This is a genomic window from Rhodothermales bacterium, assembly GCA_041391505.1.
Classification (GTDB): Bacteria; Bacteroidota; Rhodothermia; order Rhodothermales; family JAHQVL01; genus JAWKNW01.
The window spans coordinates 47,305-60,819 of record JAWKNW010000004.1; the positions used below are offsets into that span (position 1 = coordinate 47,305).

Annotated in this window: 11 protein-coding genes; 9 read left to right on the plus strand and 2 right to left on the minus strand. The window is 65.0% G+C overall.

Annotated elements, in window-relative coordinates; all coding sequences use genetic code 11:
* The first annotated feature begins 38 nt into the window (after positions 1 to 38).
* From murD to R2834_05590, 9 genes are all read left to right on the plus strand, one after another.
* Positions 39 to 1,397 carry a UDP-N-acetylmuramoyl-L-alanine--D-glutamate ligase gene (gene murD / locus R2834_05550; GenBank protein MEZ4699773.1) on the plus strand — a complete coding sequence of 453 codons (1,359 nt, stop codon included), beginning with the start codon at positions 39 to 41 and terminating at the stop codon, positions 1,395 to 1,397.
* Between the two features lie 88 nt (positions 1,398 to 1,485).
* A complete protein-coding gene (locus R2834_05555) occupies positions 1,486 to 2,643 on the plus strand; it encodes an FtsW/RodA/SpoVE family cell cycle protein (protein MEZ4699774.1) in 1,158 nt (385 codons plus the stop codon).
* A 335-nt stretch (positions 2,644 to 2,978) separates the two neighbouring features.
* On the plus strand, positions 2,979 to 4,112 hold the full coding sequence (gene murG / locus R2834_05560; GenBank protein MEZ4699775.1) for an undecaprenyldiphospho-muramoylpentapeptide beta-N-acetylglucosaminyltransferase: 1,134 nt from the start codon (positions 2,979 to 2,981) through the stop codon (positions 4,110 to 4,112).
* Complete coding sequence (murC, locus tag R2834_05565) at positions 4,109 to 5,539, plus strand: UDP-N-acetylmuramate--L-alanine ligase (GenBank protein MEZ4699776.1); 1,431 nt, start codon at positions 4,109 to 4,111, stop codon at positions 5,537 to 5,539. Before murG ends, murC begins: the two co-directional genes overlap by 4 nt.
* Before the next feature lie 48 nt (positions 5,540 to 5,587).
* Positions 5,588 to 6,439, plus strand: a complete 852-nt coding sequence (locus tag R2834_05570; protein MEZ4699777.1) for an FtsQ-type POTRA domain-containing protein — start codon at positions 5,588 to 5,590, stop codon at positions 6,437 to 6,439.
* Between the two features lie 23 nt (positions 6,440 to 6,462).
* Entirely contained in the window at positions 6,463 to 7,731 is a 1,269-nt protein-coding gene (ftsA, locus tag R2834_05575; GenBank protein ID MEZ4699778.1) for a cell division protein FtsA, read from the plus strand.
* 142 nt (positions 7,732 to 7,873) lie between these two features.
* Positions 7,874 to 9,151 (plus strand): cell division protein FtsZ, encoded by a 1,278-nt coding sequence (ftsZ, locus tag R2834_05580; GenBank protein MEZ4699779.1) that lies wholly within the window; start codon positions 7,874 to 7,876, stop codon positions 9,149 to 9,151.
* Between the two features lie 287 nt (positions 9,152 to 9,438).
* Positions 9,439 to 11,112 carry a hypothetical protein gene (locus tag R2834_05585; GenBank protein ID MEZ4699780.1) on the plus strand — a complete coding sequence of 558 codons (1,674 nt, stop codon included), beginning with the start codon at positions 9,439 to 9,441 and terminating at the stop codon, positions 11,110 to 11,112.
* A 68-nt stretch (positions 11,113 to 11,180) separates the two neighbouring features.
* Positions 11,181 to 12,284: a BamA/TamA family outer membrane protein gene (locus tag R2834_05590; protein ID MEZ4699781.1), complete on the plus strand. Its 1,104-nt coding sequence runs from the start codon at positions 11,181 to 11,183 to the stop codon at positions 12,282 to 12,284.
* Here R2834_05590 and R2834_05595 read toward each other — a convergent pair.
* On the minus strand, positions 12,257 to 13,084 hold the full coding sequence (locus R2834_05595) for a hypothetical protein (GenBank protein ID MEZ4699782.1): 828 nt from the start codon (positions 13,082 to 13,084) through the stop codon (positions 12,257 to 12,259). The two genes, R2834_05590 and R2834_05595, sit on opposite strands and share 28 nt — an antisense overlap.
* A 71-nt stretch (positions 13,085 to 13,155) precedes the next feature.
* On the minus strand, positions 13,156 to 13,359 hold the full coding sequence (locus R2834_05600) for a hypothetical protein (GenBank protein MEZ4699783.1): 204 nt from the start codon (positions 13,357 to 13,359) through the stop codon (positions 13,156 to 13,158).
* Positions 13,360 to 13,515: the final 156 nt, after the last annotated feature.

Genomic DNA, 13,515 nt, shown 5'->3' on the forward strand with positions numbered 1-13,515 from the left:
ATCCCTGAAAGGCCCGGCACCCCTTATCGGCATCCAGTATGATCGACGTCTCCGGCAGACCTGTTTCCATCGTCGGCGCCGCGCGCAGCGGGGTGGCGGCGGCGCATCTGTTGGCGCGCGCCGGGGCGCAGGTTTTTCTTACGGATCGGGGCCCGGTCGACGACACCCTCCGGGCATCGCTCGAAGCCGCCGGCGTGACCGTCGAGTCCGGCGGCCATACCGAGCGGGCACTCGAGGCCGACTTTGTGGTGATCAGCCCCGGCGTCCCGACGACGACGCCGCTGATCCAGACGGCCCTGGGGAACGGCCTGGCGGTTTACAGCGAGATCGAAGTCGCCAGCTGGTTTTGCCGCGCGCCGATCGTGGCGGTGACCGGCTCGAACGGCAAAACGACGACGACGAGTCTGCTCGGCTATCTCTTTGCGCAGGCCGGCTACGCGGCGCACGTCGCCGGCAACATCGGCTTTCCTTTTTCGGATGTGGCGATGGAGGCGAAACCCGACGAGGTGGTCGTGCTCGAGGTGTCCAGTTTTCAGCTGGATCACATCGACACCTTCCGACCGCGCGTTTCGGTGGTGCTCAACATCACGCCAGACCATCTCGATCGGTACGGCTACCGCTTCGAGGCATACGCCGCCAGCAAATTCCGGCTGTTCGAGAACCAGGGCGAGGGCGATGTCCTGGTCTACAACATCGACGACCCGGTGCTCGCGCCGCGCGCCGAGGCCGCCGCGCGAACCGGCGGAGTTACGCTCGCCGGCTTCAGCCTGGGCACGCGGCCCGAAACCGGCGCCGGCCTGGATGGGACGGAGCTGGTGCTGCGTTATGGCGGCGAGGAGATCCGGCTTATGGATAAGACCGAACTGGCGCTGCCGGGCCGGCACAATCTCTACAACGCGCTCGCGGCCGCGATGGCCGCGCGGGCGATGGACGTAGCGCCCGGGCGCATTCGCGAGAGCCTGTCGAGCTTCGCGGGGGTGCCACACCGGCTGGAGTTCGTGCGCGAGCTGGACGGGGTGCGCTACATCAACGACTCGAAGGCGACCAACGTCGACGCGGTCTGGTACGCGCTCGAGAGCATGACGCGGCCGGTGATCCTCATCGCCGGCGGTCGCGACAAGGGCAATGATTACAACCGCATCAAGCCGCTGGTGCGGGACCGCGTCCGCGCCGTGATCGCGCTCGGCGAGAGCGCGGAGACGGTGATGCGGGAACTGGGAGCGCTGGCTCCCGAGGCGGTCGAGGCCACCTCGATGGCCGACGCGGTCGAGACGGCGCGCAGGCTGTCGAAGCCGGGCGATGTCGTGCTGCTCAGCCCCGCCTGCGCATCGTTCGACCTTTTCAAAAACTACGAGCACCGCGGAGACCTCTTCCGCGAGCTGGTCAGGGCACAGTAACTGGTCCAAGGCTCCAGGTTTGAGGTTCACGGAGAGCAACTCCTGATAATCCTTGAACCTTGAGCCTTGAACCTTGAACGATAACTCCATGAACAAACGGCAACCGAAATCGAATGCGAAAGCCGCCGTCGCCGCGCTGCCTCCGCTGGATAAGTACATCCTGTGGGTGGTGCTGGGACTGGGGGCCATCGGGGTAGTGGCCGTGTATAGCGCCATCGGCTTTCTGGCGAGTTCCAAGGCCGAAGGAGACGTGACGGGATTGCTGCTGCGCCACGTGGTGCACCTGGGGCTCGGCATCATCGTCATGATCGCCTTCAGCCGCATCGACTACCACATCGTGGCGCGCTACAGCCGGCCGATGCTGATCCTGGGCACGGGGCTGGTGCTGCTGGTGCAGCTCATCGGCGTGTCGCTCGGCGGCGCCGAGCGGGCCCTGCAAGTCGGGTCGCGCATGTTCCAGCCGGCGGAGATCGCGAAAGTCGGGCTGCTGGTCTACATGGCGGTCCTGCTGGCCAAAAAACAGACCTATATCGAGAGCTTCGGCCGCGCGTTCACCCCGCTCTTCGCCTGGATCATCCTGACCGTCGTGCTGATCGGCATGGAAGACCTCTCGACGGCGTCGATCGTGCTGCTTTCGACGGTGCTCATGTGTTTCGTGGCGCGCGTGGCCGTGCTACAGCTCAGCGGGCTGGGTCTGGTGACGATCCTGCTCGCGACGCTCTTCCTGGTTTCGTCGCCGGCGCGAATGCATCGCCTCGAAGAGTTTCTCGGGATGCGGCTCAACGCCGACGGCACCGAGCAGGCCGACGACCTCAAGGTGGAGCAAGGCTATCAGTCGCGCCAGGCGCTCATCGCCTTTGCGATGGGTGGGCTGACGGGGCAGGGGCCGGGCAAAAGCGTCCAGCGCGACTTTCTGCCGGCGCCGTACAACGACTTCATCTTTGCGATCATCGCCGAGGAGTACGGGATGTTCGGCGCCATGGCGCTGCTGTTCCTGTTTATGGTGCTGCTCTTTCGAGGATACCTCCGGGTAGCCCGACACGCCCCGGATCCGCTCGGACTGATCATGGCGGTCGGGCTCACCACGGTGGTGGCCCTCTATGGATTCGTCCACGCCGGCGTGACCTGCGGTCTGCTGCCGGTGACGGGGTTGCCGATGCCGTTCGTGTCCTACGGCGGCACCTCGATCCTGGCCAACGGCATGATGATGGGCATCTTGCTCAACATAAGCCGGCAGGCGAAGTGAAGCTGGCAGTCGGTCACCGGTCATCGGTCACTGGACGCAAAGCATCGGGATTGGGCGCTGGCCATCAGGAATGCCGCAGTTTGCAGCCATGTTAGTGACCAGTGACCAGTGACCAGTGACCAGTGACCAGTGACCAGTGACCAGTGACCAGTGACCAGTGACCAGTGACCAGTGACCAGTGACCAGTGACCAGTGACCAGTGACCAGTGACCAGTGACCCAACATTGTAGACCATACTGTGGAGCAGGTGCACGGCCTATGAGGAAGGCACATCATCACCCTCACTCCTGAAGCACTCCAAGACCTCATAGTCCCCTGCTCCACACCTTTTTGCCATGAAAAACGAACGAGCCCCGCGTGTGTTGTTTGCCGGCGGCGGATCCGGAGGCCATGTGTATCCCGCGATCGCCATCGCGGATGCCGTGCGCGCCCTGGAGCCGAAGGCCGCGGTCGCGTTCGCCGGCACGGAAGACCGGCTGGAATGGAAGGCGGTGCCTCAGGCAGGCTACGCCATCCATCCGATCACCGTGCAGGGATTTCATCGGAAACAGCCGCTGCGCAACCTCGGCTTTCCCTTCAAGGTGACGAAGGGGTTTTTGCAAAGCCTGGGTCTGGTGCGTGCCTTCGATCCGGATGTCGTGATCGGCACCGGAGGCTATGTGGCGGGGCCGGTTTTGCTGGCGGCGCGCCTGCTGGGCCGGCCGATCGTGATCCAGGAGCAGAACGCGTTCCCGGGTGTCACGAACAAGCTGCTGGGCAAGATGGCCACGACGATCCATCTCGCTTTTCCGGAGGCCACGCGGTTTTTCGATGCGAAACGGTGCGTCATCAGCGGCAATCCGACACGCGGTTCGCTCGTCGGCGTCGACCGCGGCGAGGCGCGACGCTTCTACGACCTTCCCGAAACGGCGCGCACGCTGCTCGTTTTCGGCGGATCGCTGGGCAGCGCCGCGCTGAACGCGGCCATGGAAGACCATCTGGGCCGGCTGCTGGCCGAGCCCGATGTCTGCGTGATCTGGCAGACGGGCTCGCTCTACTACGAGCGGGTGAACGCGCGCGTCGAACTGCATCCGCGGCTGCGGCTGCTCAAATACATCGACCGCATGGATATGGCCTACGCCGCCGCCGACGCGGTGCTGTCGCGGGCCGGCGCGATCACCTGTAGCGAACTGATGATCACCGGCACGCCGGCGATTCTGGTGCCTTCGCCGAATGTGGCGGAGGATCATCAGACCCCCAACGCGCGCAGCATGGCGGATGCCGGCGCCGCGCGCTTCCTGCCGGAAAAAGAACTCCCTGAACGCCTCGCCGACGAGGCGCTCGGGCTGCTCCGCGACGACGCCGGCCGGCAGGCCATGCGCGAGGCCATGCTCGGCCTGGCGCGGCCCGACGCCGCGCGCGCCATCGCGAGGCAGGTACTCGACCTCATACACTCCCGTTGCCCCGAGGCGGTTAGCCGTTTGTTTTGAAACACGCATTGGACACAGATCGCACGGAACGCCGGCGCCAGCCCTTTCTGGGGCGGATCCGGCGCGTCCATATGGTGGGCATCGGCGGTATCGGGATGAGCTCGATCGCGGAGGTACTCCTCAGCCGCGGGTACGCGGTGACGGGGTCCGACATGAAGAAGAGCGAGATCACCGAGCACCTCGAAACGCTCGGCGCCACCATCTACGAAGGCCATGAGGCCACCCAGGTGGAAGGCGCCGATGTGGTGGTGTATTCGTCCGCCGTCCATCCCGCCGGCAATCCCGAGACGCAGGAGGCGGAACGCCTCCGCATCCCCATGATCTCCCGCGCCGTGATGCTCGGAGAGCTGATGCGGATGAAATTCGGCATCGGCATCGCCGGCACGCACGGGAAAACGACGACGACCACGCTTGCGGGGCTCGTCGTGGCCGAGGCCGGCTTCGACCCAACGATCATCGTCGGCGGCAAGGTGGCGTCGTTCGGGTCGAATGCGGTGGCCGGCGAGGGCGATATCATCGTCATCGAAGCCGACGAATACGACCGGACCTTCCTCCGCCTCACGCCTTCCCTCGCGGTGATCACGAATATCGACGCGGACCATCTGGACATCTACGAGGATCTCGCCGACATCCAGAACGCCTTCGTCACCTACGCCAACAGCGTCCCGTTTTTCGGGGCGGCGATTCTGTGTCTGGACGACTCGCACGTGCAGGAAATCATCGGCCGGATCGACCGCCGCATCGTCACCTACGGCACGGCGCGGCAGGCCGACATCCGGGCCGAAAACGCCCGGCAGGAAGGGCTGGAAAACCGGTTCGAGGTCTTCCGGGGCAAGGAGCGGCTGGGCGAGGTGGTGATCAAGGCGCCCGGTCAGCACAACATTCAGAATGCGCTGGCAGCCATCGCGGTGGGCGTCGAGTTGGATATCCCGTTCGACCGGATACGGGAGGGGCTGGCGCGTTTCACCGGCGTGCAGCGCCGCTTCCAGGTGCTCGGCGAGGCGCAGGGTATCCTGGTGGTGGACGACTACGCGCACCACCCGACGGAGGTGCGCGCCACGCTGCGCGCGGCGAGCGCCGGCTGGCCGGACCGGCGCATCGTGGCCGTCTTTCAGCCGCATCTGTATTCCCGTACGCGGGACTGCAAGGACGATTTCGCCCGCGCATTTTTTGACGCGGACGTCCTGGTCCTGACAGAAATCTTCGGGGCGCGCGAATCGCCGATCCCCGGCGTGGACGGGCAGTCGGTGGCCGACCTCGCCGCGGAATACGGGCATCGCGATGTCCACTTCGAGCCGGATCTCGAAGCGCTCATCGAACGGCTGCACGGCATCGTCCGGAAGGGGGATGTCGTGATCACCATGGGCGCCGGCAACATCTGGCGTTACGGCAGACGGTTACTGGAGGCCTTGCAGCAGGCTTCCTGATTTGATTCGGGCGCGGGGCGTCCGGGCGACATTTTGACGGATTCCAGCATGAAAAACGATAAACGAAGTCCGCGTCGTGGCGGCGGGTCCCGGCCGAAACCGGAACGACCGCGGTCCCGGCCGGCGGCGAGGCCGCGCGCGAAGAGCGCCGCGCCGGATCGGGCGAAGCGCCTGACGATACCGATCGTCTCGTTTCTGCTCGTCGTCCTGCTGACCGTGGTCGGCTGGTCGTGGAAATCGCAGTTGCACGTGCGCGACGTCGTGGTGATCGGAGCCCGCCACACCCCGGTCGATTCGCTCATCGCGATCGCCGCGGTCGATTCGGGCGCCGTGTTTTTCGATATCGACACGCACGCCATCGCCGACCGGATCGCGCGGCTTCCCTGGATCGAGGAGGCGCGGGTGTATCGCGGGGCGGACATGACGATCAAGATCGACGTGCACGAGCGCACGCCGGCGCTTATGGCGGTCGACGCCTCGGGCAAACCGACCCGATTCATCGACGCCGGCGGCTATCAGATGCCGTACGTCCGGGGCCACGGGTACGATGTGCCGCTGCTGAAAGGGCTGAAAGAGCCGTTCATCGCCGGCGCGCCGACCGAAAACCCGGCGCTGCTGGAACTGGCCGATGTGGTGTCGCGCGTCGACGAAACGACTGACGCCCTGCTCTCGGAATTCGAGTTGGCCGACGATGGCGGCGTGTTGCTTTACACGACACCGAAGCCGGGCCGCGGCGCCATCCAGGTCGGGATGGGCACCGGCGGATTCGAGCGCAAGCTGTCCCGGCTCCAGGCCTTCTGGGACCAGGAGGTGCTGGCGCAGCGCGAAAAACATTTTGAGTGGATTGACCTCCGTTTTGACAGTCAGATCATCACCAGGGAACGTACCCTGACCCAATAATTGAACGAAAACCGGTAACCACCATGGATGGAGAAATCGTAGTCGGCCTCGATATCGGCACGACCAAGATCTGCGCTGTGCTCGCGGCGGAGGATGACCTCGAAGGCATCCATATCCTCGGCGTGGGCGTGGCGGAATCCGAAGGGCTGAACCGCGGCGTCGTCGTCAACATCGACAAGACGGTGGCGGGGATTCGCGAGGCCATCGAGAAGGCCGAACGCGCCGCCGGCGTGACCGTGCGCAACGTGATCGTCGGCATCGCCGGCGACCACGTGCAGAGCTTCCAGAGCCGCGGCGTGATCACCACGCACCGCGACGGGGAGATCACCGAGCGCGACGTGCAGCGTCTGCTCGAGGATACGACCCATGTCGCCATGCCGGCCGACCGCGAGATCCTCCACGTGCTGCCGCAGGAATTCATCGTCGACGGCCAGGACGGCGTCGTCGATCCCGTCGGGATGAACGGCGTCCGCCTCGAGGCGAACGTCCACATCGTGACCGGGCTCGTCTCGGCGGCGCGCAACATCTACCGGTGCGTCGAGAAGGCCGGCTACACCGTGGCCGACATCGTGCTCGAGCCGCTGGCGTCGTCCTACTCGGTCCTGCATCAGGACGAGAAGGAAGTCGGCGTCGCGCTGATCGATATCGGCGGCGGGACGACGGACATCGCCGTGTTCGAGGACAAGACGATCCGCCATACCGGCGTGATCGCGGTGGCCGGCAACAAGGTGACCGACGACATCCGGAAGGGTCTCGGGTTGATGAAGGACCAGGCTGAGCAGCTCAAGAAGCAGTACGGCACGGCCATCGTCGACATGAACGTCCCGGACGAGACGATCGCGATCCCGGGCATCGGCGGCCGGACCGAAAAGACGATCAGCCGCAGCGCGCTCACGCAGATCATCCAGCCCCGACTGGAAGAGATCCTCGAGATCGCCGGCATCGAGATCAAGCGCAGCGGCTATGCGCGTCACCTGGGCGCCGGCGTGGTGCTGACGGGCGGCGGCTCGATGGTGCCCGGCACGGCGGCGCTCGCGGCCGAAGTGCTCGGCGTCGAGGCGCGCGTCGGGATCCCGACCGGTCTCGGCGGCGGCATGGTCAAGGAAGTCAGCGACCCGAAATACGCCACGGCGGTCGGTCTCGTGCTCTACGGGCTGCGTCCCAACCTCATGGGGCGCGAATTCCTGGCCCAGAAGGAGCGCTGGTCGGCCGGCAACGCGCATGCGCACGGCGAGGAGTCCGGCGCGCGCCGCATCGTCGAACGCATGACCCGGTGGTTCCAGGAACTTTGAGATTAGCGATTTGCGATTAGCGATTTGTGAGTCGCGATTTGCGATGAAAATACCCAGCAACCAGCATCTTAACCATACAAGCCGGATCTGCTCAATCCGGTTTTCATCCAGGGGACCTTGTGTACCCCGTTAGGAGGGATCTATGGAAAATATCATCAGCTCACGATTCGCGTTCGATGACGACGCGAGCGAAGGCCCGAAAATCGCCGTCATCGGCGTTGGCGGCGGTGGCGGCAACGCGATCAACAACATGGTCGCGAAAGGCATCAACGGTGTCGATTTTATTTCGATAAACACCGATAAACAGGCGCTCGACGTCAACCGGGCCGAGGTGAAAATCCAGGCCGGCGTCAGCCTGACCAAAGGGCTCGGCGCGGGCGCGCGCCCGGTCAAGGGGGCGGAGGCCGTCGAGGAGAGCCGTTCGGAAATCGAACAGCTGCTCCGGGGTTACGAGATGGTGTTCATCACCGCCGGCATGGGCGGCGGCACCGGCACGGGAGGCGCGCCCGTCGTGTCCGCCATCGCCCGCAAGCTGGGTATCCTGACGGTGGCCATCGTCACCAAACCCTTCGAGTGCGAGGGGCGCCGGCGCATGGAGTCCGCGGGAGCCGGCATCGAGCTGCTCCGCGAGCAGGTCGACACGCTGATCATCATCCCGAACGAACGGCTGCTCGACATCGCCGAGCCGCACACGAGCATGATCGAGGCCTTCGAGAAGGCCGACGACGTGCTGCTGAACGCGACGCGCGGTATCAGCGACCTGATCACGGTGCACGGCCTGATCAACCTCGACTTCGCGGACGTGGAGACGACGATGAAAAACGGCGGCACCGCCCTGATGGGCGCGGCCACGGCGTCGGGCGAGAACCGCGCGGAACGCGCGGCCATCGAGGCGATCTCGAGCCCGCTGCTGGACGGCGTCTCGATCGCCGGCGCGCGCAACGCGCTGGTCAACATCACGGCCGGCCGCAACCTCGGCATCCACGAAGCCACGACGGCGACGAGCATCATCCAGCGCGAGGCCGGCGACGACGTGGAAGTCATCTTCGGTACCGTGATTGACGAGGATATGGGCGACAGCCTCCGCGTGACGGTCATCGCCACGGGCTTCGACAAGCAGCGCAAGCCGTCGGCCGGGCCGGCCGCTCCGCAGCGCCGCAGCTCGCCGCTCGAGCAGGAAAACACGGTCAACTACCCGAACTACAAGGGTGAAGACAACCTGCGTCAGCTCGATATCCCGGCGTTCGAGCGCCGGCAACCCGGACCGCCGCGCATGGCCAATCCGATCGAACTGTCGGACGACGCCGATGCCGCGAACCGCATCAAGCGGCTGCAGAGCGACGACGTCCGCGAGCGCCGCGAACGCATCGGCAAAGGCAACACCGATGTGCCGGCGTTCCTCCGCAAGATGATCGATTAAGCGAGTAACATGCACCTTGTAAAGTGTAAAATGGCCAGGGTCATCGGATCGTTGATCTGACCGCCCTGCACGTGCGGTAGATCGTTACTGTCGGATCCGCTATGCACTTTTCATTTTACAATATGCATTAACTCTGGGCCCTCCGGTCCCTTCACGGCCCCTGAGCAAGGCCGCGCCCCACACGTCTGCCACCGCAGTGCGTGTGGGGTTTTTGTGTTCTGCACCGAGCCGCACCGTAGCGTATCTTGGCGCGGTCTCCGGGTTTTGCTTTACCAGACTCCTTCTTCATGCCAGCTGCTCGAGTGATACTGCTCTGCGTCGGTCTCGCGATGGCGGCCTGGCCGGCCTACGGCCAGCCGGTGCGCGGCATCGTGTGGGAGCCGCCGCTGCGGACGGACCTCGCCGAGGAGGATCTGCTCGAGATGCACGCCATGGGGGTCCAGGCGATACGATCTCCGCTGATCCGTAACGAGCGGCTGTATCGCGTGGCCGATTCGCTGGGCATCGCATTTTATCAGGACCTCCCCTTTCAGTACCTCGCCGGCGGCGAACTCAGGGATACCCTACGCTACGCCGAGCAGGTGATCCAGGAGGCGCTGTGGTGGACGCAAGAGCATCCGTCGGCCCGTCATTTCGGGCTGGCGCGCTACGCGGATACGAGCGACGACACGGCTTGCGAGGCCCTCGGCGAGATGGCGGATCGTTTCCGGCGGGACGGTCCGGCAGGCATCCGGCTGTATTACATCACCTCGTTCATCGAGGATGACCGGTGCGCGGAGCGGGTCGACGCCGTGCTGCTGGATGCGCTGGACACGCCGGATGTGATCGGGCAGCTCCGGGCATGGCAATCTGCCCATTCCGCGCACGCCGGCCGTGTCGGCATCGGGCGGCTGGGCACCTGGGTGATCGACACGCAGGATGAGGATGGGACGCGGGTGCCGCATTCGCGCTCCTTCCAGGCCCGTTTTCTGGAGACCGGCTTGAACGCGCTGCTGTCGGACACCCTCTCGAACCCGCCGTCGTCGGTGTTCGTGTACGCGTGGCGCGACCGGCGCTTCGACCGTCCCTCCCTCGGCCACGATCTGTCGAGTCCGTATCTGGATTCCTACGGCCTGCACGGCATTACGGGCGAGCGGCGGCTGGCGCTGGCGGTGGTGGAAGGTATCTACACGGGCCGGCAGACCGTGTTCGCGTTTCCTCCGGGGCGCCGGCCGAGCGAGGCGACGCCGTGGGTGATCATCCTGGGATGGCTGGTGCTGCTGATCCTGGGGCTCGCGTATTTCCGGTATATCCGGTTCCAGACCATGGTCCGGCGCTACTTCTTCGCCCACGGCTTCTACCGGGAGTCGGTTTCTCAGGGGCGCGAACTCATGTTCGGGCCGAACGCGCTCGTGCTTGCGGCGCTGGTGGTCGCCTCGGGGCTCGTGTACGGCGTCATCCTGGAGGCGGTGCGCGAGCAGCCGGCGTTTGCGCTGTTGACCCGCAGCCTGCCCGAGTCCATGGTCCTTTCCGGCGTCGCCGTGCTGGGGCGGCCGCTCACGCTCACCCTCGTCATGGGCGCCATCTTCGCCCTGGGCGTGCTGGTGTGGACATCGGTCCTGTCCGCGCTCTCCAGCCGCAACCGCAACCCGCTGTTGCCCGGTCAGGTGATGATGCTCGTTTCCTGGCCCCGGTGGACGCTGCTGGGCACGATGCTCGCGGCGATGGTGGTAAGCACCCTCCAGCAGCCCGAGGCGATGAACTGGGCCATCGTCGTGGCGCTGGCCACGCTGGTCTCCGGCTTCGGGGCGACCTTCCGCACGATGAACGACTACCGCCACATCACGCGGGCCGGCTGGCCGCGGCTGGCGGCGGCGCTGGCGGGGAATCCGTTTTTCATCGTCATCCTCCTCGGCATCTACCTCGCCATCCGATACCACGCGCGGGTCGGGTTCTTTCTGCATCTGATCACCAGAGGCTGAGGCGGGACCTTCTCCGGCGACGCCGGCGTATCGAAGGGCGTCCGTATGGCTCGTCTTTCTTTTATCCCATGCTTTACCGGTTGGCGCTCATCGCGCTTGGTCTGTCCCTGTATCTGGCTTCCGGCACGCCGGCGAGGGCCCAGCGATCCGCATCGGCCGATACGGCGGCGGCCGGCGAGGTCGTCAAACGGAGCTGGGTTGCCCTGCCGAGCCTGTTTTATTCGCCGCGCACCAAGATCGGCGGCGGCGGGTCGGTTCGCTTTTTTCCGGAACGTTTGCGCGGCGAACGGCCGTCCGTGATCCAGGCCTCGGTGGTCTATACACAGCGAAAACAGACCATCGTGACGTTTTCCCCGGACCTGTTTTTCGATCACGACCGGTGGCGCGCGTTCGGGACGCTGCTTTATTTCAACTTTCCCGATCGCTTTTACGGCATCGGCAACGATCAGGCCCTGAGCGAGAGCGAAACCTACACGTCACGCGTGGCCAGCGCCCTGGTCGGGGGCGAACATGAGATAGCGCCGGGGTTCCGGGTCGGGCTGATGGGATGGGTGCGGCGCGAAAACCTGGTCGATCTCGAGGCGGACGGCGTGCTCGCTTCCGGCGCCTTGCTGGGGAGCGAGCGAAACTGGATCGTCGGGCCGGGCGCTTTCGTGCGGTGGGACACGCGCGACGATCTGTTCTATCCGTCGCGGGGCACCTATGTGCGGCTGTCCTGGATGGTGTTTGATCCGGTGTTCGGGAGCGACTTTCAGTTCAGCCGGACGGGTTTCGACGTGCGGCGCTTCTGGTCGCTCGGCTGGGATCAGATCCTCGCCGTGCAGTTGCAGGGGCTCGGCGTCGCCGGCGGGGCGCCGTTTCAGATGTTCCCCGAGATCGGGGGCAGCGAGCTGCTCCGGGGCTATGCGCAGGGGCGGTACAAGGATCGGTTGATGCTGGCGTTGCAGGCGGAATACCGGCTGTGGGTGTGGGGACCGGTCGGCTTCACGGTGTTCGGCGCGGCCGCCGACGTACAGCCGGATGCTCGCAGCCTGGTGACGGATCCGTTCATCCTGTCGGGCGGCGCCGGATTTCGCTTCCTGATGAACGATCAGGGCGTCAACTTCCGCATCGACATGGCCTGGGGGCGCGACGGGCGCGCGTTCTACTTCTCGGTAGGCGAGGCGTTTTGACCGGGTACGACGTACCGGTATTCCACGTTGAGCGTGTGGATGTGGGCGTAGCGGAGGACCAGGTAATCGCCTGAGATGGGATAAAACCGGGCGTCGTTGTCGGGTGATTTGACGAGTGGATCCGGTTTGTCCTGCTCCAGCCGGCGGCGTTTGGCGTGGGTGAGCACGATTCGGTCGAGCGCGCCGGCTTTGTCGAAGTAGAATTTGTGGAGATAACCCCAGTAGATGTAGGCGATGCCGCCCTGTTCGACGACGGCGGAGACATACGTGTACCCCTGGATCGAGCGGTAGAATTTGAGCCACTCCCGCAGTTCGCGCCCGCCCCACTTCCAGCCGCGCGCCTCGATGATCTCCATGATCGGGTCTTCCTGCCGGAAGAGGTAGTACCACTCGTTCCGGAATCGCATCGTCCGAAACCGGAGGTCGAGCCGGCGACGCCGAACGAATTCATGCAGGCCGAAGCCCACGGCGCCAGCAAAAACGTTCAGGGCGAGGAAGTAGCCGAAGATACGCTCGGGCGCGTACGTCACCGCCCGCATCGCGCGGTCGGCTTCGTCGCCGTTCGCTCCGGTCAGGAAGAAGAGGACGGCATCCAGATCGATGGCGACGCCGAAGAGCGAAAGCATCCACCCCCAGACCCCATGCAAGGCCGCCGCCAGCACGACGCCGTAGGCGATTTCCTCAGAGATCGAGGTGAGGTACACCGGGCTGGTCCAGGAGCCCTTCCGGTAGCCGTACCGGCAGACGATTCCCGGCAATACGATCAGGAAAATGAGCAGCGCGGGAAAGGCGACGTCCATCGAGACCGGGATCTACGCGCGGGGAGATGCAACGGGGTGAGGCGACAGGAGGGCGCGCCGTTGCCGCCGGCTCACCCTTTCTTGTGACCGTTTTTGCGTTTTTTGATCGATCGGGCGAGGCTCATGGCCTCGTCGAGCGAACGCGTCACGTAAAACGCCTCGCCTTCGAGCTTGACCCATCCGTCCTTACGGTCGTGATGCAGCCGGTTCAGCTCTTCGCAGGTGTCCGGGTTGTCCAGCAACTTTCGGGCGTTCTTGGAAATGTAGGCGTCCATCGTTGTTTTCGGTAGCGTTGCGGGTAGGCTCACTATCGAACAAATCCAGTCGATCTCAAGGCGTTTCGAGTCGGTCTGGAGATCCATGTACGCGCTATCGCGGCGATTGTTTGCAAACCGGGATGCCGCCGGCGTCACATCTCATTCACCGATCAT